This window comes from uncultured Brevundimonas sp. (assembly GCF_947305955.1).
Taxonomy (GTDB): Bacteria; Pseudomonadota; Alphaproteobacteria; order Caulobacterales; family Caulobacteraceae; genus Brevundimonas.
The window spans coordinates 1-24,348 of sequence record NZ_CAMZFB010000045.1 but is presented as its reverse complement, the minus strand read 5'-3'; the positions used below and the strand labels follow the sequence as shown (position 1 = coordinate 24,348).

At 59.6% G+C, this 24,348-nt stretch carries 25 protein-coding genes, 1 tRNA gene and 1 riboswitch; of the genes, 5 read left to right on the top strand and 21 right to left on the bottom strand.

The features are described 5' to 3' along the window. A partial coding sequence (locus Q0Y42_RS11330) for a TonB-dependent receptor (protein WP_297803782.1) occupies positions 1-1,463 on the bottom strand: 1,463 nt, incomplete at its 3' end. Positions 1,464-1,601: 138 nt separating this feature from the next. Next, a riboswitch (cobalamin riboswitch) is annotated at positions 1,602-1,810 on the bottom strand. Positions 1,811-1,847: 37 nt separating this feature from the next. Between Q0Y42_RS11330 and cobU the strand changes: the two genes are divergently transcribed. After that, the gene (gene cobU / locus Q0Y42_RS11325) at positions 1,848-2,369 is read left to right on the top strand and encodes a bifunctional adenosylcobinamide kinase/adenosylcobinamide-phosphate guanylyltransferase (protein ID WP_297803780.1); all 522 of its coding nucleotides are present in this window, start codon (positions 1,848-1,850) and stop codon (positions 2,367-2,369) included. 3 nt (positions 2,370-2,372) lie between these two features. On the opposite strand, the gene Q0Y42_RS14105 is transcribed toward cobU, so the two are convergent. Continuing rightward, the gene (locus Q0Y42_RS14105) at positions 2,373-2,552 is read right to left on the bottom strand and encodes a DUF1636 family protein (protein WP_366108373.1); all 180 of its coding nucleotides are present in this window, start codon (positions 2,550-2,552) and stop codon (positions 2,373-2,375) included. Further along, entirely contained in the window at positions 2,515-2,658 is a 144-nt protein-coding gene (locus Q0Y42_RS14100; RefSeq protein ID WP_366108372.1) for a DUF1636 family protein, read from the bottom strand. The genes Q0Y42_RS14105 and Q0Y42_RS14100 overlap by 38 nt, the downstream gene beginning before the upstream one ends. 253 nt (positions 2,659-2,911) lie before the next feature. Between Q0Y42_RS14100 and Q0Y42_RS11320 the strand changes: the two genes are divergently transcribed. Beyond that, positions 2,912-4,546 carry a trypsin-like peptidase domain-containing protein gene (locus tag Q0Y42_RS11320; protein WP_297803778.1) on the top strand — a complete coding sequence of 545 codons (1,635 nt, stop codon included), beginning with the start codon at positions 2,912-2,914 and terminating at the stop codon, positions 4,544-4,546. A gap of 18 nt (positions 4,547-4,564) precedes the next feature. Here the strand turns inward: Q0Y42_RS11320 and Q0Y42_RS11315 are convergent. From Q0Y42_RS11315 to clpX, 4 genes are all read right to left on the bottom strand, one after another. Beyond that, a tRNA-Val gene (locus tag Q0Y42_RS11315) sits at positions 4,565-4,641 on the bottom strand. Between the two features lie 49 nt (positions 4,642-4,690). Then, positions 4,691-4,966: an HU family DNA-binding protein gene (locus tag Q0Y42_RS11310; protein WP_297803776.1), complete on the bottom strand. Its 276-nt coding sequence runs from the start codon at positions 4,964-4,966 to the stop codon at positions 4,691-4,693. A gap of 92 nt (positions 4,967-5,058) precedes the next feature. Further along, positions 5,059-7,458 carry an endopeptidase La gene (gene lon / locus Q0Y42_RS11305; RefSeq protein WP_297803773.1) on the bottom strand — a complete coding sequence of 800 codons (2,400 nt, stop codon included), beginning with the start codon at positions 7,456-7,458 and terminating at the stop codon, positions 5,059-5,061. 255 nt (positions 7,459-7,713) lie between these two features. Further along, positions 7,714-8,982, bottom strand: a complete 1,269-nt coding sequence (gene clpX / locus Q0Y42_RS11300) for an ATP-dependent Clp protease ATP-binding subunit ClpX (RefSeq protein WP_297803771.1) — start codon at positions 8,980-8,982, stop codon at positions 7,714-7,716. A gap of 252 nt (positions 8,983-9,234) precedes the next feature. On the opposite strand from clpX, the gene Q0Y42_RS11295 reads away from it, so the two are divergent. Beyond that, positions 9,235-9,837 (top strand): HAD-IB family hydrolase, encoded by a 603-nt coding sequence (locus Q0Y42_RS11295; RefSeq protein ID WP_297803769.1) that lies wholly within the window; start codon positions 9,235-9,237, stop codon positions 9,835-9,837. Between the two features lie 21 nt (positions 9,838-9,858). On the opposite strand, the gene Q0Y42_RS11290 is transcribed toward Q0Y42_RS11295, so the two are convergent. The 6 genes from Q0Y42_RS11290 to tig form a co-directional block, all read right to left on the bottom strand. Beyond that, entirely contained in the window at positions 9,859-10,179 is a 321-nt protein-coding gene (locus tag Q0Y42_RS11290; protein ID WP_297803767.1) for a hypothetical protein, read from the bottom strand. A gap of 33 nt (positions 10,180-10,212) precedes the next feature. Then, positions 10,213-10,743 (bottom strand): cytochrome b, encoded by a 531-nt coding sequence (locus tag Q0Y42_RS11285; RefSeq protein WP_297803765.1) that lies wholly within the window; start codon positions 10,741-10,743, stop codon positions 10,213-10,215. A 97-nt stretch (positions 10,744-10,840) separates the two neighbouring features. Beyond that, entirely contained in the window at positions 10,841-11,482 is a 642-nt protein-coding gene (locus tag Q0Y42_RS11280) for an ATP-dependent Clp protease proteolytic subunit (protein WP_297803784.1), read from the bottom strand. Between the two features lie 122 nt (positions 11,483-11,604). Further along, positions 11,605-12,492, bottom strand: coding sequence for a hypothetical protein (locus tag Q0Y42_RS11275; protein WP_297803763.1), 888 nt, complete (start codon positions 12,490-12,492; stop codon positions 11,605-11,607). 98 nt (positions 12,493-12,590) lie between these two features. Continuing rightward, the gene (locus tag Q0Y42_RS11270; protein WP_297803761.1) at positions 12,591-13,469 is read right to left on the bottom strand and encodes a hypothetical protein; all 879 of its coding nucleotides are present in this window, start codon (positions 13,467-13,469) and stop codon (positions 12,591-12,593) included. Between the two features lie 118 nt (positions 13,470-13,587). Continuing rightward, complete coding sequence (gene tig / locus Q0Y42_RS11265) at positions 13,588-14,931, bottom strand: trigger factor (protein ID WP_297803759.1); 1,344 nt, start codon at positions 14,929-14,931, stop codon at positions 13,588-13,590. Between the two features lie 174 nt (positions 14,932-15,105). Here tig and Q0Y42_RS11260 point away from each other — a divergent pair, with 174 nt between their 5' ends. Next, positions 15,106-15,786: an MBL fold metallo-hydrolase gene (locus Q0Y42_RS11260; protein WP_297803757.1), complete on the top strand. Its 681-nt coding sequence runs from the start codon at positions 15,106-15,108 to the stop codon at positions 15,784-15,786. A gap of 163 nt (positions 15,787-15,949) precedes the next feature. Then, the gene (locus Q0Y42_RS11255) at positions 15,950-16,180 is read left to right on the top strand and encodes a general stress protein (protein WP_297803755.1); all 231 of its coding nucleotides are present in this window, start codon (positions 15,950-15,952) and stop codon (positions 16,178-16,180) included. A 64-nt stretch (positions 16,181-16,244) separates the two neighbouring features. Here the strand turns inward: Q0Y42_RS11255 and egtD are convergent, their stop codons facing one another. The 8 genes from egtD to Q0Y42_RS11220 form a co-directional block, all read right to left on the bottom strand. Beyond that, positions 16,245-17,165: an L-histidine N(alpha)-methyltransferase gene (gene egtD, locus Q0Y42_RS11250; RefSeq protein ID WP_297803752.1), complete on the bottom strand. Its 921-nt coding sequence runs from the start codon at positions 17,163-17,165 to the stop codon at positions 16,245-16,247. After that, complete coding sequence (gene egtB / locus Q0Y42_RS11245; protein ID WP_297803749.1) at positions 17,162-18,310, bottom strand: ergothioneine biosynthesis protein EgtB; 1,149 nt, start codon at positions 18,308-18,310, stop codon at positions 17,162-17,164. Before egtB ends, egtD begins: the two co-directional genes overlap by 4 nt. A gap of 156 nt (positions 18,311-18,466) precedes the next feature. Further along, on the bottom strand, positions 18,467-19,678 hold the full coding sequence (locus Q0Y42_RS11240) for an acyl-CoA dehydrogenase family protein (RefSeq protein WP_297803746.1): 1,212 nt from the start codon (positions 19,676-19,678) through the stop codon (positions 18,467-18,469). 115 nt (positions 19,679-19,793) lie between these two features. Further along, positions 19,794-20,096, bottom strand: coding sequence for an SCP2 sterol-binding domain-containing protein (locus tag Q0Y42_RS11235; protein ID WP_297803744.1), 303 nt, complete (start codon positions 20,094-20,096; stop codon positions 19,794-19,796). Between the two features lie 124 nt (positions 20,097-20,220). Continuing rightward, on the bottom strand, positions 20,221-20,901 hold the full coding sequence (locus Q0Y42_RS11230; protein WP_297803742.1) for a TorF family putative porin: 681 nt from the start codon (positions 20,899-20,901) through the stop codon (positions 20,221-20,223). A 178-nt stretch (positions 20,902-21,079) separates the two neighbouring features. Continuing rightward, complete coding sequence (locus Q0Y42_RS11225) at positions 21,080-22,465, bottom strand: ammonium transporter (RefSeq protein WP_297803740.1); 1,386 nt, start codon at positions 22,463-22,465, stop codon at positions 21,080-21,082. A gap of 1,069 nt (positions 22,466-23,534) precedes the next feature. Continuing rightward, entirely contained in the window at positions 23,535-23,804 is a 270-nt protein-coding gene (locus Q0Y42_RS14095; RefSeq protein ID WP_366108375.1) for a DUF6804 family protein, read from the bottom strand. A gap of 50 nt (positions 23,805-23,854) precedes the next feature. Beyond that, positions 23,855-24,348: hypothetical protein (locus Q0Y42_RS11220; RefSeq protein WP_297803738.1), on the bottom strand; the 494-nt coding region annotated here is incomplete at its 5' end.

Genomic DNA, 24,348 nt, shown 5'->3' with positions numbered 1-24,348 from the left:
GAGCAGCCGTTGTAGCGGATCTCGTTGTCGGCCTCGCGGTTGAAGTAGGTCACGGCGACGGTCGCCTTATCCAGCAGCTTTTGCTGGACGCTGACTTCCCAAGCGTCGAACTCTTCAGGCTGCAGGGTCAGGTTGCCGTATTCGCTGTACAGTTCGTACAGACCAGGTGCTCGGAAGCCTTGGCCCCAGCTGGCGCGAAGGACGGTATCGCCCTCATTGAGGGTCCAAGCCGCAGCGACTTGGCCAAGGACATCGTCACCGTATTGGGCGTGGTCATCATAGCGGATACCCGCCGTCAGGTTCAGCGAAGGCAGGGCAGCCCACTGGAACTGGACATAGGCGCTGTCGAGGTCGGCGCGGCCGGTGCCAAAGGCAGGCTTGGTCGCGCTGTCGTAGGGCGAGCGGGTGCGCATTTCAGCACGCTCGGTCTCGACACCGAAGGTGGCATTCAGGTCCGAGCTAAAGGCAAAAGTACCTTGGTATTCCCAGCGCGTGTTCTCGCCCTTGGCTTCGAAGGTCGAAGTCTCGATGGCGCGGTCAGGGTTTGTGTTGTTGCGCTGCGTGTCAGTGTAGGCATAGCCGATGCGGTTACGCAGGCGACCGTCCAGCAAATCGAAGTTCAGCCCCGCATAGGTGACCAGTTCTTCCGTGTTACCGAACTCACGGCTGTCGCCGTTGTAGGCGTCGAAGTCATTGGTTCCGTCGGAATAGACCGCACGAAGGTCGAGCGAGGCGTGGTCGGTCAGCGTTAGGTTCAGACGGCCAGAGACGCTGTTATTCTCGTAACCGTCATCCTCGGTGCCCGTGGCATAGGAAGAGAAACCGTCAGTTTGGTAACGGTTCGCTGCCAGACGCCAGCTAAGGCGGTCATTCGCACCCCCGATTCCGCCACGGAAATACTGGGTTCCGCGCGAGCCAGCTTCTGCACTCACGTTGCCTTGGAAAGCCTCAGTCGGCTCTGCGGTGATGATGTTCACCACGCCGCCGATGGCTTGGCTGCCCCACAGGGTCGACTGGGCACCGCGCAGGACCTCGATGCGGCCAGCGTCGCCAACCAGAAGGTTGCTGAAGTTGGCACCGCCCTGGGTGGAGGAGGGGTCGTTCATCTTCACGCCGTCGATCAGAACGACAGTGTGGTGACCCTCAGCGCCGCGGATGTTGACGGTCGTAGACGTGCCGACGCCGCCGTTGCGAGTGAAGCTGACGCCCGGAGTGCGGGCCAACATGTCCGGAACAGCCGTCGCTTGTGCGGATTCCAGAGCAGCCTTGGCCAGTACCGTGACCGAGGCACCTACCTTGTCGATCGACTGGGCAGAGCGGTTGGCCGTGACGATGACGTCAGCAACGGTTGTCGCGACGGTAGCAGCATTCGGCGCAGCAACCTGCTGGTCGAGTTCTGCCGCAAGTGCTGGCGAAGAGAGAAGAACGGCAAGGCCTGCAGCCGGGAAAAGAAGCCTGTTCAATGTGACATCCCCACATGGATGCGCACAGCGAGACAGACCACGCCTGTGTTTCAAGACACGCGCAATCGCCCGCTGAACGCGGTTGAAAACGATGTCGTCACACGAGTTACCTCGACCACTTGGCTCTTCCCGGCCGCGTGGAGAACGACGGCGGCAGGTAGGTCTCCTGGCTTGCGGATCAACGCCGGTGCACGTCGCCTTCCCAGGGACATCTGGCCGTAGCCAAGTCAGTCTCCAGTGGCATATGACGTGCGGGCTAGCCGCTCACAGTTGCGGGAACAGCCGGAGCTTGAAACTCCGTTCCCTTTTAATCCCCGTTAAGGGGAACCTGACGCAGTTCGGGCAGTAGGACTGTCCACGGCTCAGGTCAACCGGAGATTTTTGATGGGGTACACTCTGGTGCTTGGCGGCGCGCGCTCGGGAAAAAGCCGGTACGCCCAACATGCCGCCGAGGCTGCAGCGGCAGCAGCCGGCACCAAACCCATCGCCATTGTGACGGCTCAGATCTACGACGACGAGATGGCTGAGCGGGTCGCCAAACATCGCGAAGAGCGCGGCGATGAATGGGCAACGATCGAGGCACCACTTGATCTACCTCAGGCCATCGAGAACTTGGGGGAGGGCGATGTAGCGGTCATTGACTGCATAACTCTCTGGCTAACCAACGTGATGCTAGCCGAGAAGAACATTGCTCAGCAGACGCGCGAACTGCTCGTCGCCCTGACGAACACACAGGCGAAAATCTGGGTGGTCAGCAATGAGGTCGGCTGGGGGATCGTGCCCGATAATGCGCTGGCCAGACGGTTTCGCGACGAAGCCGGTCGCTTGAACCAAGTCTTGGCAGAGTGCGCAGCACAGTCGGTGCTGATCGTGGCAGGGATGAAGCTGGACCTCTTCCGCCCATAGGGATCAATCGACGGTGACCATGCCTTCTGGCGGAATACGCACGAGGAAATGCCCCTTCACGCCTTCCGGCCAGTCTTTGTACGGGATGATGCCCTCAGAGCTTTGATCAGAGTGTCGAGCAAACTCCACCAAGGCTTGCGCCGATTCAGGGGGTGGGCTCGAAGTTGGCGAGGACGTAGCCAACCTTACCAAGCGCTCTCAAATGGACCGTGCAGTGCTGGGAGCAAGCGAACAGACAGGCCATGGGTTCGACGCTGACCGAAGCCGTTGTAAGCGCAGCCAGCTGCATCCATTACATGACGGAAAAGAGCGGTTTCACCACCTTTAGCCGTTGCTGCGCGCGTTGGGATGGCTGCGCAGCGGCTAAGTGCGTCAGGATATAGGCAACAGAATCCAACATGTTTATTCTTCGCATAATATTCCTTAGGCGATCATTGGCTTAGCGTTACGGAGTTTGTCCTTTATGCCTGCTGACCCTTTGAAAACTTGACGTAAACCAACGTTACGCGATTATCGCGATACCAGATAGCAGGCAGAGCTACATGAAGCGGAAAATCGTCGGCGCAGCAACTTTGGGATTGGCGCAGTTGTGGACCGCGTCGGTTTCCGCACAGACCCAAGCGGACCTTCCGTCAGTGGTTCGTGTCAGCCTTATCGGCCAAGACGAATACGGCGACTTTTACCTCTTCGGCGTTGGTAGCGGCTTTGTGGCTGCTGATGGCAAGGTCGTTACGAACAACCACGTCGTGGCCAGCGCCCAGAAACACAACCTCGTCATAGCAATCACTCCGCACGAAGGATTTGGCCGGCCCGTGCCAGGCCGTATCGTCAGAACGGATCCGGTGGCTGATCTGGCACTCATTTCGGCGCCCGATCTGGTGTCGCCAGCAGCACGTATCGCAGCGCCACCGGCACACACCGAAACCGTCCATGCGGTCGGTTATCCGGCACTGGTATGTGACGTGCTGGCCTGTTCGGCAGATGAGCGTATTGCGCCGACTGTGCCAGACTTTTCCACAGGCCCGATTTCGCGTTTCGCTGACAGAACGCCCCAAGGCGGAAATGTAAAAACGATTTTTCACCGCGCCGCGATCAGCGGTGGCAATAGCGGCGGGCCGATCGTTGACCAATGCGGCCGTGTCGTTGGCGTCAATACATGGGTATCGGCTGCGTTTGTCGATCAGAACGGCGAGATACAGGCACCTCCTGCCTTATCGGTTGCGACGCACAGTGATGAATTAAAAAGCTTTTTGAGTCGTTCAGGCGTGCTCTTCATTGAGGACGCCAATCCCTGCCGTTCAGCAGCTCAAATCAATGCCGAACTGAATGAAAAGCTGGAGAAAATGGAAGCCGCCCTCGCGGCAGAGGCTGAAACTCGCCGTCTTGAGGAAGAGCGCCTTTCTCGCGAACGCGTTGCAGAGACGCAACGTATCATCATGATGGCTGTTGGCGGCGTTGTTGCGCTGCTGGCTTTGTTCGGTGTCATCCTCTGGGCAGTTCTGCGCGGCGGCAAACGCCCTGCCCAGTCCAGCAACCATAGGGTCGCTGCGCCGACTGATGTAGAAGGGACGTATGGCCCGTACATCGCCCCCCTCGCCTCGCAACCGGCTTCTGCGTCCAAGAAGTTTCCAGGCACCCTTGTAGGTTCGTTGGCGGTTGCTGCTTGCGTCCTGATCGGGGCCATCTGGTTCATGATGCAGGACAGCAAAGGGGCCGCAGCGATAGAGGCGGGCTCGCCTGCGCCAACGGATGGAATGCCCCCAGTCGTTAATCTGCGGTGCGAAATCGACCAGGACGCAAGCTATGGTCTCGATCGTACCAGTGGCGGTACACAGCTGACGTTCGATCGACAGAATGCTTGTGTGAATGGCCGTACCCGGTACGCGCCCGAAGGCACTGGATATGAGCGAATGATCGTGTCGTCGAACTCGCGGCACCTGATCATCAACCGCTTCAGCAGCGATCTGGGCACGTTTATCCAAGACAGCTATGTGGTGACCGGAAAGGTGTGGACGGACGCCGACAATGCGGCGAAAGCCAACATCCAGGGGTGCCCCAGTGACCCGGCGCGCGCACAGGCGCAGATCGGCCAGTTCAATGACATGCGCACACGTTTTGACGGCGGATTGCCATCAACACCGGCGAAACGCGTGCAATGGCGCTGTACGCCACAGTAGTTAACTTTTAGGAGGAAGTGGTGGGCGGCGAGGGATTCGAACCCCCGACCCTCTCGGTGTAAACGAGATGCTCTGACCAGCTGAGCTAGCCGCCCGTTCCGCTCGGCTGTGGCCGTTGCGGAGCGCTTCTTTGCCCTTGATCGCTTATCCGTTCAAGAGGCTTTTTAATCCTTCCCCAGCTCTAAATCGCGCGGTGCGCGAGGCCGGACGGTCCACCTCCTCGCCAGTACGGGGATTTCGGGCTTTTCCGGCGGCGCGATCGGCGGGAGAAAAACTTCCGAAACCCACGATACGGACGTCCCTTCCCTCTTTCAGGGTCTGTCCAACGTGGTCTGTAAAGGCTTCCAGAGCCAGTTTTGCCTGATCACGGGTGATTCCCGCATGCTGGGCCATACGCCCGATGATCTCGCTCTTGCTCATCCTGTGGCCCCCTCTCCCCGTATGAGTCTGTCATTTGTCGCAACAAAAATGCGGCCCGGAGAACCGGACCGCATTCTGTAGGCGATGGGTAGTTAGTGGCTGATCGAAGCCGAGCCGCCAGCAGCAGCCGGAGCCGTTGCGGGCGTCAGAGGCTCCGCCTCTTCGTCCCATTCCACCGGCGTCGGCGTGCCCGTCAGGGCCCACTTCAGCGCCTCGTCGGCAGTGGAGATCGGAACGATCTCGAGTGCGGCCTTGACGTTTTCCGGCACATCCTCGAGGTCCTTCTCGTTCTCCTGCGGGATCAGCACGGTTTTCACGCCCGAACGTAACGCAGCCAGCAGTTTTTCCTTCAGCCCGCCGATGGCCGTCACGCGACCGCGCAGTGTGATCTCGCCGGTCATGGCGATATCCTTGCGGATCGGGATGCCGGTCAGGACCGACACCATGGCCACGGTCATGGCGACACCGGCGGACGGACCGTCCTTAGGCGTCGCGCCATCCGGCACGTGGACGTGAATGTCGGTCTTTTCAAAGACCGGCGGCTTCACGCCGATGCTAAGGGCGCGGCTGCGGACATAGGATGCCGCCGCCGAGATCGACTCCTTCATCACGTCCTTGAGGTTGCCGGTCACGGTCATACGGCCGCGGCCCGGCATCTTCAGGGCTTCGATGGTCAGGATGTCGCCGCCAAACTCGGTCCATGCCAGACCGGTGACGATGCCGACCTGATCTTCCGGATCGGTCTCGCCATAGCGGAACTTCTTCACGCCCGCGTATTCGGCCAGCTTGGCTTCGTCGACCGTGATGGTCTTGACGCCGGTCTTGGCCATTTCGCGCACGGCCTTACGGGCCAGTCCGCCCAGAGCGCGTTCCAGAGAACGTACGCCGGCTTCACGCGTGTAATAGCGGATGAGGTCGCGGATGGTCTGTTCGGGGACGATCAGCTCGCCATCCTTCAGGCCATGGTCCTTCATCTGCTTGGGCAGGACGTGACGCTTGGCGATTTCGACCTTTTCGTCCTCGGTATAGCCCGAGACACGGATGATCTCCATGCGGTCCAGCAGAGGCTGCGGCATGTTCAGGCTGTTCGCCGTGGTGACGAACATGACCTGCGACAGATCGTAATCGACTTCCAGATAGTGGTCGCCGAAGGTCGAGTTCTGGGCCGGATCAAGCACTTCCAGCAGGGCCGACGACGGATCGCCGCGCCAGTCGGCACCCAGCTTGTCGATCTCGTCCAGCAGAACGAAGGCGTTGGTCGTTTTGGCCTTCTTCATCGACTGGATGATCTTGCCCGGCATGGAGCCGATGTAGGTACGGCGGTGACCGCGGATTTCGGCCTCGTCGCGCACGCCGCCCAGCGACATGCGGACGTATTCACGACCGGTCGCCTTGGCGATGGATTGCGCTAGCGAGGTTTTACCCACGCCCGGAGGGCCGACGAGGCACAGGATCGGGCCTTTGAGCGAGCCGGTACGGGCCTGAACGGCCAGATACTCGATGATGCGCTCTTTGACCTTTTCCAGACCGTAGTGGTCGGCTTCGAGGATGTCCTCGGCCTTGCTCAGGTCGATCGGCTTGGTCTTGGCCTTGCCCCACGGGATCGACAGCAGCCAATCCAGATAGTTGCGGACGACGGTCGATTCCGCCGACATCGGGCTCATGTTGCGGAGCTTCTTCAGCTCGGCCTCGGCCTTGATGCGGGCTTCCTTGGACAGGCGCGTCTTGGCGATGCGCTTTTCCAGTTCCAGCAGCTCGTCACGGGCATCGTCGGTCTCGCCCAGCTCGCGCTGGATCGCCTTCATCTGCTCGTTCAGATAATACTCGCGCTGGGTCTTCTCCATCTGGCGCTTCACGCGCGAGCGGATCTTCTTCTCGACCTGCAGGACCGAGATTTCACCCTCCATCAGGCCATAGACCTTCTCGAGGCGTGCGGGCACGCTGACAGTCTCCAGCAGGGACTGTTTCTCGGCGATCTTGACGGCCAGATGTGCGGCGACGCTGTCGGCCAGCTTCGACGGGTCGGCGATCTGCGGGATGGAGCTGAGGGCCTCGGGCGGGACCTTCTTGTTCAGCTTCACATAGTTTTCGAACTGCTCGATGACGGCGCGCAGCAGGGCTTCGGACTGCGAAGCGTCACCCAGATCGTCCTCGATCTCGACGGCTTCGGCTTCGTAGTAGTCCTCGCGGTCGGTGAACTTCACCAGACGCGCGCGCGCCTTGCCCTCGACCAGCACCTTCACGGTGCCGTCAGGCAGCTTCAGCAGTTGCAGGACGGTCGCCAGAACGCCCGTCGGATAGATGGCGTCCGTTGCCGGATCGTCGTCGGTCGAGTTCTTTTGGGTGGCCAGCAGGATCTGCTTTTCACCCTTCATGATCTCGTCGAGGGCTCGCACGGATTTCTCACGGCCGACAAACAGCGGCACGACCATGTGCGGAAAGACAACGATGTCTCTCAACGGCAGGACTGGGAGGATTTTGCTCTCGGTCATGGTGCTTACTTTCAAGGGCCTTTGTGAATCTCCGGCCCGCCGTGGACGATCAACAGAGGCCACCTGCCCCGGTTCACCGACTCGGCCCGCATTAGCGGCGTTTCGAAATGACTATGTGGGAGGCCGTTGTAACGGTTCAAGCTTAACCGGAGATTGGCCCACAGAAGTCGTCGGAGAAGTGTGGCGAATGTGCCATAAAGAAACAGGGCGGCCTCTGGTTAGAGACCGCCCTGCCCTGTCACTTTACCTGACGGATCAGGCGGCCGGATCGGCCTTTTTCTTTTTGCTCTCGGCATAGATCAGGAGCGGCTGTGCGCGGCCCTCGATCACCTCTGCGTTGACGACCACTTCTTCGACGCCTTCATAGGTCGGCAGGTCGAACATGGTCTCCAGCAGGACGCCTTCGAGGATCGAACGCAGACCACGCGCACCCGTCTTGCGGGTGATGGCCTTCTTGGCGACTGCCGACAGGGCGTCGTCGGTGAAGGTCAGGTTCACGTTCTCCATGTCGAACAGGCGCTTGTACTGCTTGACCAGAGCGTTCTTCGGCTCGGTCAGGATCTTGATCAGCGCCTCTTCGTCGAGGTCTTCCAGCGTAGCCAGAACCGGCAGACGACCGATGAATTCCGGGATCAGGCCGAAACGCATCAGGTCGTCCGGCTCGACTTCCTTCAGGATTTCGCCGGTACGACGCTCGTCAACTTCCTTGACCTTGGCACCGAAGCCGATCGAGACGGCATCGCCACGGGCCGAGATCACCTTTTCAAGGCCAGCGAACGCGCCGCCGACGATGAACAGGATGTTGGCGGTGTCGACTTGCAGGAACTCCTGCTGCGGATGCTTGCGGCCACCTTGCGGAGGAACCGAAGCGACCGTGCCTTCCATGATCTTCAGCAGGGCCTGCTGAACGCCCTCGCCCGACACATCGCGGGTGATAGAGGGGTTGTCGGACTTGCGGCTGATCTTGTCGATTTCGTCGATGTAGACGATGCCGCGCTGGGCACGCTCGACGTTGTAGTCCGACGCCTGAAGCAGCTTCAGGATGATGTTTTCGACGTCCTCACCGACATAACCGGCTTCGGTCAGGGTGGTGGCGTCGGCCATGGTGAACGGCACATCGATGATGCGTGCGAGCGTCTGGGCCAGCAGGGTCTTACCCGAGCCGGTCGGACCGATCAGCATGATGTTCGACTTGGCCAGCTCGACGTCGTTGTTCTTCGCCGCGTGGTTCAGGCGCTTGTAGTGGTTGTGTACGGCAACCGACAGCACCTTCTTGGCGTGCGACTGGCCGATCACATAGTCGTCCAGGACGTCACGGATTTCCTTCGGGGTCGGGACCCCGTCCTTCGACGTCTTGAGCGTGATCTTCTGCTCTTCACGGATGATGTCCATGCACAGCTCGACGCATTCATCGCAGATGAACACGGTCGGGCCCGCAATCAGTTTGCGGACCTCATGCTGGCTCTTTCCGCAGAAGGAGCAGTAGAGCGTGCTTTTGGCGTCAGTGCCGGCGGCTTTGGTCATAGACCCATCTCACTCTCCGCCATCTCCACCGGGATTGGTGAAAAAGGCGACAACCTTGATGTTAGACACTAGAATCTAAGCAGCAAAGTCTTCAAAAAATAACAATCACCCATCAGAGGTTCCGCCACAAGCCCGTTTGGGTATCGTGACGTGCATAAACGTCACTCCGCAGGATTTATGGGGAACACAGGCAGTATGTCACAGATGGGTAATGTGGACGCGTCGCGCCAGCCCCCTTTTCGCACGAGCGAAATGCCAAAGGAAATAGTCGCGTTCGATTTTGACGGCACGCTTTCGATTCGCGACAGCTTTACCGATTTTCTGAAGTGGCGCGTCAGCCCGCTGGCTTGGTTGGCGGGTATGGTTCGGCTGGTGCCGGCCGCCATCGCCTATCTGGCGGATCGCGACCGTGGAAAGATCAAGGCCGCGTCCGTGCGGGTATTCCTGAAAGGCATGCCGCGCGACGTACTGGCCACGCAGGCCGAAGCCTATGCCGACGAACTTTGGAGCCGCTTCATGCGTCCAGACGCTCTGGCCAAGTGGAATGAATGGGGCGAGCGTGGCGTGCATCGGGTGATCGTCACCGCCTCGCCTGAAACGACCATCGCCCCTTTCGCGCAGCGTCTGGGGGCCGAGAACCTGATCGGTACGCGTCTGGAGTTTGATTCCGAGGATCGCGTCACTGGTCGTTTTGAAACCCGGAACTGCCGCCGCGACCAGAAGGTGAAGCGTATTCAGGCCGTCTATGGTCCCGATGTGCGCGTGCTGGCGGCCTATGGCGACACTTCCGGCGATGAGCAGATGATCGCCATAGCCGAAGAAAAAGGCTTCCGCGTTTTCACGCAGAAGCCCTGATTTCCGTGATGCGGGCGGTGATCAGTTGCCGTCCGCGTCCACATCGAAGTTCACGGTCTTGCCGCGCGATGCAGGCTCCCAGCCCGCCTCGATGATCGAACGGACCGTGTTTTTCAGCACTTCCAGATCGATCCGCTGCTTCTCCAGATTCGGAGAGCCGTTCGGGCGGTAAAGCGCCGGGTACTGGGCCACGGCTTCACGCTTGTAATCCTGATGGCGGAAGGCAATGGCGATGCCTTCCCAAGCGTTCTTGCCCACCGGACGCTGCTGTCGGCGGAGTTCCCAAAGATAGACGTCGCCGTCGACCTCTATCGTGCCCTTGGTATCGTTGGTGTACTGCATGAGCGTGCCGATAGCACAGAAAAGCCCGACGGATCAGCCCACCATGCGCTTCAGCGTGCCGTCCTTCCAGACGAAGTGATGGACCAGCGCCATGATCAGGTGGCCAACGATGGCAACCAGCAGCACCCAGCCCAGCTCGCCGTGCCAATCGCCGCCCAGCTTGGTCATCCACTCGATCTTTTCGTGACCGCCCGCCATCAGGGGAATGCCGAACGGCTCGAACGGACGGCCTGAACCATACTGGCGGATCAGGGCAATCGCGGGCACAGCCAGCACCAAGGCGTACAGGGCCAGATGGCCCAGAACGGCCAGCTTGCCAATCAGACCCTCATGCAGCTTGGGACGGCGGGTCAGGTTCACCAGTCCCCACAGCGCGCGGATCACGGCCAGCACAAACAGGGTGAAGCCTACCGGCTTGTGGCTGCTGCCCCATGCCTCGGTCAGGGGTGTTTCGCCCAGAGCGGCGCCCGCAACGACACCACCCAGCTGATAGATCAGCAAGGCCGCCATGGCCCAGTGCAACACGCGCGTCACCAGACCGTACTTCAACCCGTTATCAAACATGCAGCCTCTCCCGCCTCAACTTGCTGCCAGCAAACATGATTCGGGGCGGCCCGATAAACCGAACCGCCCCGCGTCATTTCGTCATTGTGTTTAAGGCTTAGGGAGCCTTAACGCCGTCGGCATCCGCTTGGATGCGGCGGTCGTAGACGTGGTCCACGATGCCCCATGCCTTGGCTTCCTCGGCGGTCATGAAGTGGTCGCGGTCAAGCGTGCGCTCGACTTCCTCATAGGTGCGGCCGGTGTGCTTCACGTAGATTTCGTTCAGACGGCGCTTGGTCTGGATGATGTCCTCAGCGTGGCGTTCGATGTCCGAAGCCGTACCGCGGAAACCACCCGACGGTTGGTGCACCATCACACGGGCGTTGGGCAGAGCGACGCGCTGGCCGGCCTCACCTGCGGTCAGGATCAGCGAACCGGCTGAAGCGGCCATACCCATCACAACGGTCGAAACCGGCGAGCGGATGTATTGCATGGTGTCGTAGATCGCCAGCGCCGAGGTCACCTGACCGCCCGGGCTGTTGATGTACATGCTGATTTCCTTCTTCGGGTTTTCCGATTCAAGGAACAGCAGCTGGGCGCAGATCAGCGAGGCCATGCCGTCTTCGAACGGGCCGGTCAGGAAGATGATGCGTTCACGCAGCAGGCGCGAGAAGATATCGAACGCCCGTTCACCACGGCTGGATTGCTCCACGACCATAGGAACGAGATTGTTGGAGATGTAGTCGATCGGATCGCGCATGTGGGCCTTTTCGAGAATCTCGGGGCGACTCACAGCCGCCCGCCTTAGAGGTCAGGATATCATCACCCACCACGGACGATGCAAGGCCGCGCAGCCGCATTCATCCTATTTCACAGCGTTTGTTATCGCGAAGCGGGTTCGGTGGCTGCGGGACGGACGTGCCGCATCTCCATCAAGCGCGCGATCTCGCCCTGCTGCCGCACCCGCTGGGCCTGATTCAGTTCGGCCGAATAGAGGGCCTTCAGATAGGCCATATCCCAATCCGTCAGCCCCTGAACCGTGCGATCCTCGGTAAGCGCAAGGATGCTGTCATAGCCAGAGAAGTCGGCGTCGGCGTCCACCTGAGAAAAGGCGACCATGGCGGCATAATCTGCGACCTGTTGCAGGTTGAGGCCGCCCAGTTTGTCGAAATCGAGAATGATGATGACGCGGCTCAGATCGTTGCGGATTTCTGTCCGCAAACGGCTGGACGGCGCGGAAATCTGCGGGGCGTCCTCGCCCGGCATGCGGGTGGCGATCCGGCCGCTGTTGCTATCGATCGGCACGGCGACGTGCCACCAACGGATGGCAGCGTCACTGTCGGTGAACTTGCGCAAGGCGGATCGGCCACGAACCATGCCGTCCCCACCGGGGTTGAAGGCCAAGGGTCGAGCGTCAACGAGGCCGCGGGCCATCTCTGCGCCATTGGTACTGGCGATGACCAGTATGTTCGCCGAACAGCCCGGCTCTCCCGGCTGAAGCCCTAGATCGTCGGCAACAAGCGATATGCGATCCGCAACATACTGAGCCGACTGGCCGCGCATATTCACCACGCCCACGCAGACCTTTTCATGCCAGCGCGCTACGTTCAGGCTGCGATCCGGCACCGCAATGTCGCTCAGGAAGCTACGGATTTGCCGGTCCAGAGGCCGTGCCTCGACCACAACATCGTCTACCGCTGTTGATTGCGGGGTTTGGTCCTGCGCGGGGGATGCGGCGATTAGGGCTGCGGCGGCCAAAAGGCTGAGCATGGGGGGACGCTCCTTAAATGGGGGAGCCAATCTGTATCAGCGTTATAATCTTTCTCTCAGTTAAAATGCTGTAAGAAAACAAGCCGATATAGCAAAGCTTAGTCGTCGCCCTGCCCTTCCTGCAGGCGGCGCATCAATAGGTTGATCTCTTCGCGCTGGTGAAGTTTGGCGGGCTGGTTCAATCGGGCCGCGTAGAGGGCCTGCAGATATTCCAGATCCCACTGGGTCAGGCCTGCGACCTGACGATCACCGGAAAACAGCGACAGCACCGAGTCGTATTGGGAGAAATCAGCAGACGCATCGACCTGCGAAAAGGCGACGACGGCCGCATAGTCGGCGATCTGGCGGAAGCTGTAGCCCCGCAGCTTGCTGGTATCGAGGATGACCATGACGCGGTCCATGTCGGTCCGCAGTTCGGACCGTAGGCGAGATGCCGATCCCGTCACGATCGGTGCCGCCTCCCCGCCCATACGAACGGCACGGCGGCCCGTGCGCGAATCAACCGGAACAGCCACGTGCCACCAGCGGATGGGCGCGCCACCATTTTTGAACTGGTCCAGAGCCTGAAGCGAGCGGACCATGTGGATGCCGTCGGGGCGGAAGAAGCTCTCACGCTGGTCGACGATTCCGTTTGCGGCGGCATCGCCATTGTCGGCGGCAACGATCAGGATGTTCGGGCGGCAACCCGGCTGGCCGGGGCGCAGATCAAGTGCGCCGCCGATCTCGGACACGCGATCGATCATGGCCTGAGCGGCGACCGGATTGAGGTTGATCACCCCGACGCAAATCTCGCGATAGAAGCGCGCCGTCTGCAGGCTGCGCTCCGGCAGCGAGATGTCTTCGAGGAAGTTGCGGATTTGCTCTTCGGGAGAGCGCGCGGTCACCACCACATCATCGACGCGCGACGGTTCCTGATCCTGAACCGACGGAGAGCCGCCCATAAGTGTAAGGGCGGCGAAGAGAGCGGCGACGGTCATTGTGAAATCCGAACATGAAACCTTGAGCGTTCATATTCGGCGAACACAGTTTCAAAAACAACAAAGGCGGCGCTTTCGCACCGCCCTTGCCGTTATTTTCCTAGGGACAAAAAGCCGATCAGGCTTCGTCTTCGTCCTTCAGCAGCTCTTCCTTGGTGATGGCTTCGTCCTTCACCTCGGCGACCGACACGATCAGGTCGACGACCTTCTCTTCGTAGATCGGAGCGCGCAGCTGGGCGGCTGCGTTCGGGTTCTGACGGTAGAAGTCCAGAACCATACGCTCTTGGCCCGGGTAGTTGCGGGCTTCGGCCATGATGGCGTTCGACAGTTCCTGATCGGTAACGGTGACGTTGTTCAGGCGGCCGATTTCGGCGAGCACGAGGCCCAGACGCACGCGGCGCTCGGCGATCTTCTTGTACTCGGCCTTCAGTTCGTCTTCCGACTTTTTGGCGTCGTCTTCGGTCAGACGGCCAGCGTCCTTGTCGGCCGAAACCTGAGCCCAGATGCCTTCGAATTCGGCTTCAACCATCTTCGGCGGCAAAGCGAAGTCGTGACCTTCGTCCAGAACGTCCAGCAGGGCGCGCTTCAGCTTGAAGCGGGCGGCGCCGGCGTATTGTTGGTTCAGGTTGGCCTTCAGCAGCTCTTTCAGCTTGTCCAGCGACTCAAGGCCGATGCGCTTGGCGAACTCGTCGTCGATAGCGGTTTCGACTTCAGCCTTGATAGCCTTGACGGTGACGTCGAAGGTCGCGGCCTTACCGGCCAGGTGAGCGGCTTGGTATTCTTCCGGGAAGGTGACCTCGATGGTCTTTTCTTCGCCGACCTTCACGCCCTTCAGCTGCTCTTCGAAGCCCGGGATGAAGCGGCCCGAACCGATGACCAGATCAGCGTCGGTAGCAGCGCCACCGTCGAACTCGACGCCGTCGATCTTGCCGACGAAGTCGATGGTCAATTGGTCGCCTTCAGCGGCCTTGACGGTCTTGCCCTTCTTGTCCTCGTAGGACTTGGCTTGCGAAGCCAGTTCCTTCAGGGCTTCGTCCAGATCGGCGTCCGAAGCTTCATAGGTCGGGCGCGACAGCTTCAGGGTCTTCGGGTCAACCGGGGTGAATTCCGGCATGACTTCCAGCGACATTTCGTAGGTCAGGTCTTCGCCGCCGGCGACAACCTTGTCCATGTCCGAGATCAGCTTCATCTCGGCCGGAGCAGCCGGACGAACCTTCAGCTCGTCCAGAGCGCCTTGGCTCGACGAGTTCAGCTCGGCATTGATGATTTCGCCCATCAGGTCGCGGCCGAAGGTCTTCTTCACGTAGGAAGCCGGAACCTTACCCGGACGGAAGCCCTTGAGCTTCATCTGCGGGGCAACTTCCTTGATACGGGCTTCAAGCTTTTCGTTCAGCTCTGCAACCGGAATGGTGACCGCGATAACGCGGCTAAGGCCTTCGTTCGACTTTTCGACGACTTGCATGGTCGGATATCTGACGCTCTGGGGCGACGCCCAAAAGGCGCGCGGGTGGAATAAAGCAAAAGGACCGCCCCACCGGAGCGGCACCCTCGAAGCCCGCCCTTATGTCGATCTGAGGCGCTTACGTCAACGCGCTGCGGGTTTCTTTGATGTCAGCACGGCGCTATTTCAGCGTTTATGAACCAGCAAGTCGCTCCTATTGGCGTTCTCGTCAGCCCCGTCACCCCGCTCCAGCAGAACTGCACCATCGTCTGGTGCACCAAAACGAATAAGGCCGCGGTCATTGATCCGGGCGCATCGGCTCAGGCTCTGTTCGACGAAATCAAACGTCGCGGCCTGACGCTGGAAGCCATCTGGATCACCCATGGCCACCTTGATCATGCCGGTGGCGCACAAGACCTTCAGGACATTTCGGGCGTGGATATTATTGGCCCGCAGGCTGCTGATAAGTTCTGGATCGACATGATCCCCGAACAGGGCCAGCGCTGGGGTATTCCTGACGCCCGCAGCTTTGTGCCGACCCGCTGGCTGGAAGATGGCGACAAGCTTACCCTCGGGGAGACCGAGTGGGAGGTCTACCACTGCCCCGGCCATACGCCGGGCCACGTCATCTTCTTCAACCGCGCGGCCCGATTCGCTCAGGTCGGAGACGTGTTGTTCAAAGGGTCAGTTGGCCGCACCGATTTCCCGCAAAGTTCGCACCAGGACCTCATCCAGTCGATCACCCAGAAATTGTGGCCTCTGGGTGATGATGTGACCTTCATTCCGGGGCATGGCCCGCACTCAACCTTTGGTCAGGAGCGCCGTACAAATCCGTTCGTCAGCGATCAGGTTGCGGGCACAAATCGTGCTCCGTGAGTGCAATTTATATCTGGTTACAAAATAAAATTCCGTAGTTTTCAACCTTCTAGGGAATTTCAACATTAAAAGTTGTACAGACAGCAACCTTCACCGGAACCTTCAATAGGGATCGGCTCTTTCATTTCCTGAGTGCCATCAGTGATTTGAAGGAGTTCGGAGTATGGCTGACCAAGTGCCGGCAAAGCCGTCGGGTATCTCTAAGCGTGGGTTCGCGTCCATGGACCCCGCCCGCCAACGCGAGATCGCTCGTAAGGGTGGCGCTAGCGTCCCCTCGGAGAAGCGCAGCTTCTCGCAGGATCGCACGCTTGCTGCCCAAGCCGGTCGCAAGGGCGGCGAGGCTTCGCATGGTTCGCGCAACAAAGAAGCGGCCAAGCAAAAGCAACCGAACTAATCAGTAGATTTTAGTACGTTGTACGAGAGCGCCATCTTCGGGTGGCGTTCTTTTTGTATGGCGGCTAGGCGGCACGCCAAAGCGATAGCGACACAGACGGGACTGGCGAGGTTTTGAACCGCTCGACCGTCCAGCCAGAGGCGTCGGCCAAGCGGCGCAGGGCTTGCTCGTCGTACTTCCGGCTGCTCTCCGTATGGAGGGTTTCGCCTGCTTTGAACGGATACCGGGTGCCATCGATTGTGATTGCGGTGTCGCGCAAAGCTTTAAGATGCATCTCCACTTGGCGCTCAGCCGCATTCCAGATGGCGCGATGCTGGAAGTCCTCGATGTCGAGAACCGCGCCAAGTTCGTTTTCCGCGCGGCGTAACAGGTTGAGATTAAAGGCGGCCGTCACGCCTTCGCGGTCATCATAGGCAGCCTCCAGCACCTTGGCGTCCTTGATCAGGTCGGCCCCAAGGATGAACCAGCTCCCCTCGCCCAGCCGTCCTCGCATATCGCGAAGCAGCTTTTCCGCAGCATGCCCATCCAGATTGCCGATGGTGGAGCCGGGAAAGAAACCTATGGGGTGGCTGTGGGCCGGATACGGCAGCTCGGGCAGGTTCTCGAAATCACCCAGCACCGGAGCAATCATCAGCTTGGGGTAATCGTGGGCCAGCATTTCAGCGGCTGCGTCCAGTGCCGATGGACTGATGTCGATCGGGACGTAGGTTTTGATTTCGGAAAGCTCGTCCAGCACGATACGGGTCTTCTCGCTGCCGCCTGACCCTAGTTCGACCAACGCAAGATCAGTGCCCAAGAGGTCGCGCCATTGCGGGATAACGGCATGCAAGAGCGCAGCCTCCTGACGCGTTGGATAGTATTCTTCCAGCCGCGTGATCTGTTCGAACAGATCGCTGCCTGCGGCGTCATACAGCCATTTGGGAGAGATGGTTTTCGGCGTGGAAGCTAGTGCCTCGTGCATCGCGCGTCGAAAATCATCACTCATGCCTGAGCCTCCGCTGAAAATGCCAAGCGCAGGCCGGTGAAGGCCCAGCGCTGGAAAGGATAGTAGAAATTTCGATAACTTAGGCGCAGGTGTTCACTTGGCGTGGCAAAGCTGCCGCCCCTCAGAACATACTGGTTCGCCATGAACTTGCCGTTGTACTCGGCGGCCGTCCCCTCGGTCGGCTGGAAGCCGGGATAGGGCGCATAGGCAGAGGCTGTCCACTGCCACACCTCGGTGTCGAGATTGGAGGAATTGCCCCGTTCTTGAACAGCGGCGACTTCCCATTCCGCTTCCGATGGTAGGCGGGCATTAGCCCAGCGCGCGTAGGCATCAGCCTCGTAATAGCTGACATGGCGAACGGGACGATCAGGCCGCAAGGGCTTCAATCCCTCTGGCCCGAATAGCGTCCAGTCGCCGTCAGCCTTGTACCAATAGAGTGGAGCCTGCCATCCGTTTTCCTTGACGCACGCCCAACCGTCGGCGAGCCACAACTCGGGCCGCTGGTATCCTCCGTCATCGATAAACGACAGCCATTCGCCGCAGGTCACCAGATCGGCGGCCATTTCGAAGCGATCCAGCCAAACCTTGTGGCAGCCGGACTCATTGTCGAAGGCAAACCGGTCACGGCCTTTGTGTCCGATCTCATACAGTCCTTCATCGATCGCGATGCGCCCGCCTTTGGCTGGCGATAAAGGCGCTGTGCGCGGCTCATCACGCCAAGGCGACGGCGAGAGCGGATTGCAGGAAAACAGGTGCACCATGTCCTGCACGAGCAGTTCCTGATGCTGCTGCTCGTGATTGAGGCCCAGTTCGACGAGATAACGCTCGTGGTCGCTTAGCGGCTGGGTGAGCCTACGCTCCATCCGGCGATCGACTTCGTGGCGATAGGATAGAGCTTCCGACAGTGATGGGCGCGTGATTTTCCCGCGGTCAGCGCGGGCTACCCGCTCGCCCAGCGCTTCATAATAGGAGTTGAACAGCGTCTGGAAGCGCGGGTCGTAGACGCGGTAATCCGCGTCGGACGCCAATATCATGGCCTCGAAGAACCAGCTGGTATGGGCCAGATGCCATTTCGCCGGACTGGCATCCGGCATCGACTGCGCACAGAGGTCCTCTGCCCCAAACCCCTCGATCAGAGCCAGCATTCTAGACCTAACCTGCTGATACCGTGCGGTAAGTTCGGTTTCGCGGCTTGGCAGTATGCGCATCGTGGACTGCATCAACTCCCTCCATCGACAGCAACCTTTGCTGGGCGTCGATAGAGGGAACGGATGCCAAGGGGGCCTGTTCCCCCAAAAAGCTTAGCGGGACGCTGCGACCGCCCGCGCAGCGTACTCCAGACGGGCGATGGTGCGGTTGTGGACTTCGTCCGGACCATCGGCGATGCGAAGGGTGCGCACCGTGGCATAGAGTTCGGCCAGAGGCGTATCGCCAGATACGCCCGCGCCACCGAAAGCCTGAATGGCGTCGTCGATGACCTTAAGCGCCATGCGCGGTGCGGCGACCTTGATCTGGGCGATTTCCGAACGGGCACCCTTTGCACCCACCTCGTCCATCATCCACGCTGCCTTGAGCACGAGCAGACGGCACATTTCGATCTGAGTGCGAGCCTCGGCCACGCGCTGCTCCCAGACGGAATGTTCTGCCAATGCCTTGCGGAAGGCCACACGGCTGAGCAGGCGGTCCACCATCAGCTCCAACGCGCGTTCCGCCGCCCCGATCACCCGCATACAGTGATGGATACGGCCCGGCCCCAGCCGCCCTTGGGCGATCTCGAAACCCCTGCCCTCACCCGCAATCAGGTTCTCGACGGGCACCCGAACATTCTCCAGCACCACTTCGGCATGGCCGATGGGCAGTTCGTCATAGCCGAAAACGGACAGCATCCGCTCGACGCGGAAACCGGGCGTATCGACAGGGACGATGACCTGGCTTTGCTGCTGGTGAACCGGCGCATCGAAGTCGGTTTTGCCCATGACGATGGTCATCGCCAGATTGGGGTGCGCCATATTGGTCGACCACCATTTGCGGCCGTTGATTACATAGTGGTCGCCATCGCGCTCGATGCGGGTTTCGATATTGGTGGCGTCGGACGAAGCCACGGCGGGCTCGGTCATCAGGAAGGCGGACCGGATCTCGCCGTCCATCAGCGGGTCCAGCCACTGGCGCTTTTGCTGCTCGTTCCCGTAGAGGTGCAGAACCTCCATATTCCCTGTGTCGGGGGCGTTGCAGTTGAACACCTCGGCGGACCACAGGTGGCGGCCCATCATTTCGGCCAGTGGCGCATAGTCCTGATTGTTCAGCCCTGCGCCGTGCTCGCCTGGCAGAAACATGTTCCAAAGACCGGCCTCGCGGGCCTTTGCCTTCAGCTCGGCCATGACCGGCGACGGGGCCTTGGGATTGGCGCGGACGGATGCGTGGTACTCAGCTTCACGCGGAATGACGTTGTCCTGCATGAACCGCGACAGCTTTTCCTGCCAGGCCAGCGAACGGTCGGAATATCGGAAATCCAAACTGCATCCCCCCTAGGAGTATGGGCCAGCTCCGCTTCTGTGGCGGATACCGACCAAGAAAAAGGCGCGGCCCTTACGGAGCCGCGCCTTAACTGTCAGCCTAAGCGACCAAAGATCAACGACCTTTGAGCAGCGGGGCCAGCTTTTGCGCGAGCATCATGTCGCCAGCAACCTTCAGCTTGCCTTGCATGAAGGCCATCATCGGGTCCAGACGGCCTTCGGCCAGGGCGATGAAGTCTTCCAGCTTCAGCGAAACGGTTGCGTCAGCAGCGTTGTCGTCGTTGGTGACGGTGTTGTTGATGCCGTCGATGAAAATCTTGCCAGCTTCGCCGAGGTCCAGCTTGATGGTTTTGCCGAAGCCACCGTTTGCTTGGATAGCTTCTTGGATTTTTGCAGTGATTTGAGCCACGTCGGCCATGAGCGTCATCCCTTAGACGTTTGATGGGAAACAGCTAGCGACTGAATGGCCCTGTGCCAAGATCACCTAGGGGAAGTCTTCGCAAACTTCCCCACTTATTTTCATCGGTGAAAACAGTATTGGGTTAGAACGCCACGCCCAGAGTGGCCGCGATGCGGGGATCGCTGAGCGGCGTACTCACCGAGGCATCCCAGTAACGGACATCCAGCGCGACGATTTCAGTCAGGTTGAAGCCTACACCCAGATTCCATGCGGTGTAGTCATCCGTGACGTCCAGATACTGGCGGCCTACCCCGCCCGAGACACTGAAACGGTCATTGATCTGATAGGCGGCGTTGGCCTCCAGATAGGTCGCGCTCTCGTCGATGCCGTAGAAGTCCGGCGAGTAGTTCACAGCCGCGCCGATCGTGAACTTGTCGAAGGTGTGTGAGGCACCCAGTTTGAACTCGACAAAATTATAGTCCGAGCCGTCAGGGTCACCGACGTAGTTGTAATAGGTGACGCCGACTTCCCAATCGATGGCACCGGCCGAGGCAGCGAACCCCGCATAGAAGTCCCACTCCAGGTCCGTGCCATCGCCGAAATCGACGGTCGAGGCCCAGGTGCCTGCGGAGAAGTTGCCGTAGGTGAAGTCGATCCCGCCTTGAACCGCGGCGTCCTCGTCCGACTGGCTGAAGCCGCGCCAGACATAGTCATTGGTGACGGCGGCGTTGAACGAGAACTCAGGTGCCGGCTCTTCGGCAGCGGCAATAGCAGGAATGGCGAGAAGGCTAAGCGCGACCAAGCCGCAAGCGACGAGTTTCATATTTATCCCCTTGAAGTCATTGAACTTTACGCACGCAGACTGGTTCGACGGATTGCTCGCGTCGATTACTGGCACTGGTACTGGGGAAGGCTGCGGGCCGGACGGCGACGGGAGGAGTTCACCGTCCGGCACGACTTTTTAGAGGGATCTAGTGATCCATACGGTCAGGTGACCGGTATTAGTTGGCGGGCTCGAGGGCTTCGCCGTGCAGGTGGGTGTCGAGGCCGTCTTCTTCGACCTCTTCCTTGACGCGCAGGCCCACCGTGTACTTGCAGATGACCAGCACGATCAGGGTGCCGATGGCGCTCCACAGGATGGTCCAGACCAGACCCATGAACTGGGCGAAGACGGTCGCGCCTTCCGACAGGTCATTGACCGCAGTGGTGGCCAGCAGGCCAGTGAGCAGAGCGCCAACCAGACCGCCTGCGCCGTGCAGACCAAAGGCATCGAGGCTGTCGTCGTACTTGAGCAGCTTCTTGAGCCAAACCGACGAGACATAGCAGACCGGACCAGACACGAGGCCGATGATCAGTGCGCCCATCGGATCGACGAAACCGGCAGCCGGCGTAATGCCAACCAGACCGGCAACGATGCCCGACAGCACGCCGATGAGCGACCATTTGCGCTTCTCGATACGCTCGATGAACTTCCAGCTCAGCGAACCGGCAGCTGCAGCGATCAGGGTGTTGATGAGAGCAACGCCCATCAGGCCATCGGCAGCACCAGCAGAACCAGCGTTGAAGCCGATCCAGCCGACCAGCAGCAGCGAAGCACCAATCATGGTCAGCACAGGGTTGTGCGCGGTGATAGGCTCGACGCCGTAGCCCTTACGAGCGCCCAGGAAGATGGCGCAGACCAGACCGGCCACACCCGAGTTCACGTGAACAACGGCACCGCCAGCAAAGTCCAGAACACCATCAGCGCCCAGGAAGCCACCGCCCCATACCCAGTGGGCAATCGGCGAATAGACGATTAGCGACCAAAGCGCGATGAACAGCAAAAGGCCCGAATATTTGATCCGTTCGGCAAATGCACCGGTGATCAGGGCCGGTGTAATGATCGCGAACGTCAGCTGGAACGACAGCCAAAGGTATTCGGGAATGCCCGGCAAGGCCGAGTATGCCGTGTCCTTGGTTACGCCCTTCAGGAACAGGGCGTCGAGGCTGCCGACGAAGCGGTTCAGGCCTTCATCAGGGTTCACACCGAAAGCGATGGTGTAGCCCGCGATCATCCAGACGAGGGTCACGACGGCAAAGGCCGCAACCGACTGGGTGATGGTGGCGACCACATTCTTGCGGCGCACCATACCGCCGTAGAACAGGGCCAGACCGGGCAAGGTCATCAGCAGCACGAGGGCCGTCGAGGTACCCAGCCAGGAGGTCGCTGCAGGATCGAGTTCGAGTGGAACCTGATGTGAAAACAGCGCCGGAGCGGCTGGCTCCGACGCTGCTGCAGCGGCGTTAGCAATGGTGGTGGCTACTTCAGGCGTAGCCGCGGCACATGCCGCTCCGGCAGCGAGGAGACCGCCGGTGATGCAAGCGAGGGCTGCTAGCCCTGGCATCATTCTCTTTGTGTGCGTCACTTGAGTATCCCCCTCTTCGTTTACGCATATGCGAAGTGTTTATCGCATCCGCGAAATCAGCAAGGGGGAGAATGGACGCCTGCGGATTATTTTTCCGTCTGGGGTAGCAACGTTCTGCAAAGACACAATTATTTATGCGCCGCACAACTCTGGGGAGATTATTATTGCCATTGCACGCGTGTCATGCAGCATCTTTTCCTGAGGTCTCCATATCGGGAACATTGCCGGCATGGGCGCTAACGGCCGCACGATCGCTGTTCTCAAGCGGCTTATCTAATACGGGCGGGTCCGCTCGGTCGGTATCCCGCTAGATCCACATCCGGCCATCGGCAGCCCTGTCGCGATTACCAAAGGCGCGGTCTGTCATCGGCGCAGTCATGCAGGCCGAGGGACTTCCTCAAGCCGCCTAAGCCTCACCGTTGTAAGCGTTCCAGTCGGAAACCTGCCCTCGGTCGCTCAATCGAGGGCTTCTTTTCGCGCACGCCATCAGCGCCCGCGCACAATCGATAACGATGTGATGGGGTTTCTGGCGGAGACGGAGGGATTAGCCCACACCTCCAATTTCACAAGCAAAAACAAAGACTATGCAAACAGAGAGTGTAACAGTTGATGCCTACAAATGTAGCACATCCGGTGAAACTCTCAACTCACAGCGGAAATATGCGCCAGCGTCAGCCTATCGCTGCGGGGAGCTGCGCCTTGAGGAGATCGCGTGGGTTATCCCACCCCCGAGCATCATGATGATGAGCAGAGCTACTGAAGGGAAAGCTACCAGAAAGGCTTGCAAGAAAGGCCAATCCCAGCCTTTCCACATACCGAAGAAGCCCACAACCGAGAGGAACAGACCCCCAAGGTCTCTGAACGCAAATGCTACAATCATTATGACAAAGGCGGGAATGAAGCCCCAGCCTAGCCAGACTTCTATTCCAGCATAGTACCCTGCCAAGGTCACGAGAAAGCACGCGGCACCTGCGAGCCAGACGATTGGTAAAAGACGTTCCATAATTTCCCCCGCTTTTAACTGTTCAGCTTGAGGAAGGAGGTACGAAAGTCAACGGCGTAGTTGAGAGCTCTTCCATCCGAAGATCATGAACGGCACCGCAGACAAGACGTTAAGCACCATCCAAAACTCGCGCTCGAAGTGAACGCGGAATATGGGATTATAGAGGAGAGCAAGTGCAGCGAAGGCCCAACCTAGGCCACGAAACATTTCTCTCTGGAGTAAAGAATAGGCAAGCAATGCTGCTGCGCCACAGACCACAAGCCGCAGCAGCATGAAATAACCGTAAGGCCAAGGACCTACCGCCGCTACAAGCATCACAAGAGGAACAAGCCAGATGGGTTTGGCGAGATAAATTGGCACTGGGACGATCAGCCTATAATTGGCAACAATATACGAATGGCGGTTTCGGGGGGGAGATGGCTCGCAGCTTCCATCATCATGATCCGCAGTTGACACTCCTGATCTGCGCTCACTGGTTCCTTCCTCGCAATCGCCACTAAATCAGCTTGGGTAGCGCCCAGTTCGATCATGGCGTCCCGCCAATCTAGCCAATCCTCCTCACTCGGTTTCGCTCCGCCACGTTGCACTGGAGCCCCTTCTGCGGCCTTTGATGCCCGTAGCAACTGCGCAGTAGTATCGGCCATGGATTTCCACGCATCTTTTGAGAGTGAAATTCCCGGACGAAGTTGCCCTTTGGTTACGGCATTACACGCCTCCACACTTTCGGCTTGAAGTGTCTTAAGGCTGGCGATGTTAAGATCTAACCAGTCCATCAAGTAGGGCGCAGGAGCTGAGCGAGCATTGACTTTACGTTCTTGCATAAAGCTCACGATTTTTTGCCCCATCATTCGCTGAGCATCTA

Coding starts and splice junctions, on each gene's coding strand:
- cobU (WP_297803780.1), top strand. CDS start 1,848: ATGGGGTACACTCTGGTGCTTGGCGGCGCGCGCTCGGGAAAAAGCCGG.
- Q0Y42_RS14100 (WP_366108372.1), bottom strand. CDS start 2,658: ATGCAGCTGGCTGCGCTTACAACGGCTTCGGTCAGCGTCGAACCCATG.
- Q0Y42_RS11320 (WP_297803778.1), top strand. CDS start 2,912: ATGAAGCGGAAAATCGTCGGCGCAGCAACTTTGGGATTGGCGCAGTTG.
- Q0Y42_RS11310 (WP_297803776.1), bottom strand. CDS start 4,966: ATGAGCAAGAGCGAGATCATCGGGCGTATGGCCCAGCATGCGGGAATC.
- lon (WP_297803773.1), bottom strand. CDS start 7,458: ATGACCGAGAGCAAAATCCTCCCAGTCCTGCCGTTGAGAGACATCGTT.
- clpX (WP_297803771.1), bottom strand. CDS start 8,982: ATGACCAAAGCCGCCGGCACTGACGCCAAAAGCACGCTCTACTGCTCC.
- Q0Y42_RS11295 (WP_297803769.1), top strand. CDS start 9,235: ATGCCAAAGGAAATAGTCGCGTTCGATTTTGACGGCACGCTTTCGATT.
- Q0Y42_RS11290 (WP_297803767.1), bottom strand. CDS start 10,179: ATGCAGTACACCAACGATACCAAGGGCACGATAGAGGTCGACGGCGAC.
- Q0Y42_RS11285 (WP_297803765.1), bottom strand. CDS start 10,743: ATGTTTGATAACGGGTTGAAGTACGGTCTGGTGACGCGCGTGTTGCAC.
- Q0Y42_RS11280 (WP_297803784.1), bottom strand. CDS start 11,482: ATGCGCGATCCGATCGACTACATCTCCAACAATCTCGTTCCTATGGTC.
- Q0Y42_RS11275 (WP_297803763.1), bottom strand. CDS start 12,492: ATGCTCAGCCTTTTGGCCGCCGCAGCCCTAATCGCCGCATCCCCCGCG.
- Q0Y42_RS11270 (WP_297803761.1), bottom strand. CDS start 13,469: ATGACCGTCGCCGCTCTCTTCGCCGCCCTTACACTTATGGGCGGCTCT.
- tig (WP_297803759.1), bottom strand. CDS start 14,931: ATGCAAGTCGTCGAAAAGTCGAACGAAGGCCTTAGCCGCGTTATCGCG.
- Q0Y42_RS11260 (WP_297803757.1), top strand. CDS start 15,106: ATGAACCAGCAAGTCGCTCCTATTGGCGTTCTCGTCAGCCCCGTCACC.
- Q0Y42_RS11255 (WP_297803755.1), top strand. CDS start 15,950: ATGGCTGACCAAGTGCCGGCAAAGCCGTCGGGTATCTCTAAGCGTGGG.
- egtD (WP_297803752.1), bottom strand. CDS start 17,165: ATGAGTGATGATTTTCGACGCGCGATGCACGAGGCACTAGCTTCCACG.
- egtB (WP_297803749.1), bottom strand. CDS start 18,310: ATGCTGGCTCTGATCGAGGGGTTTGGGGCAGAGGACCTCTGTGCGCAG.
- Q0Y42_RS11235 (WP_297803744.1), bottom strand. CDS start 20,096: ATGGCCGACGTGGCTCAAATCACTGCAAAAATCCAAGAAGCTATCCAA.
- Q0Y42_RS11230 (WP_297803742.1), bottom strand. CDS start 20,901: ATGAAACTCGTCGCTTGCGGCTTGGTCGCGCTTAGCCTTCTCGCCATT.
- Q0Y42_RS11225 (WP_297803740.1), bottom strand. CDS start 22,465: ATGATGCCAGGGCTAGCAGCCCTCGCTTGCATCACCGGCGGTCTCCTC.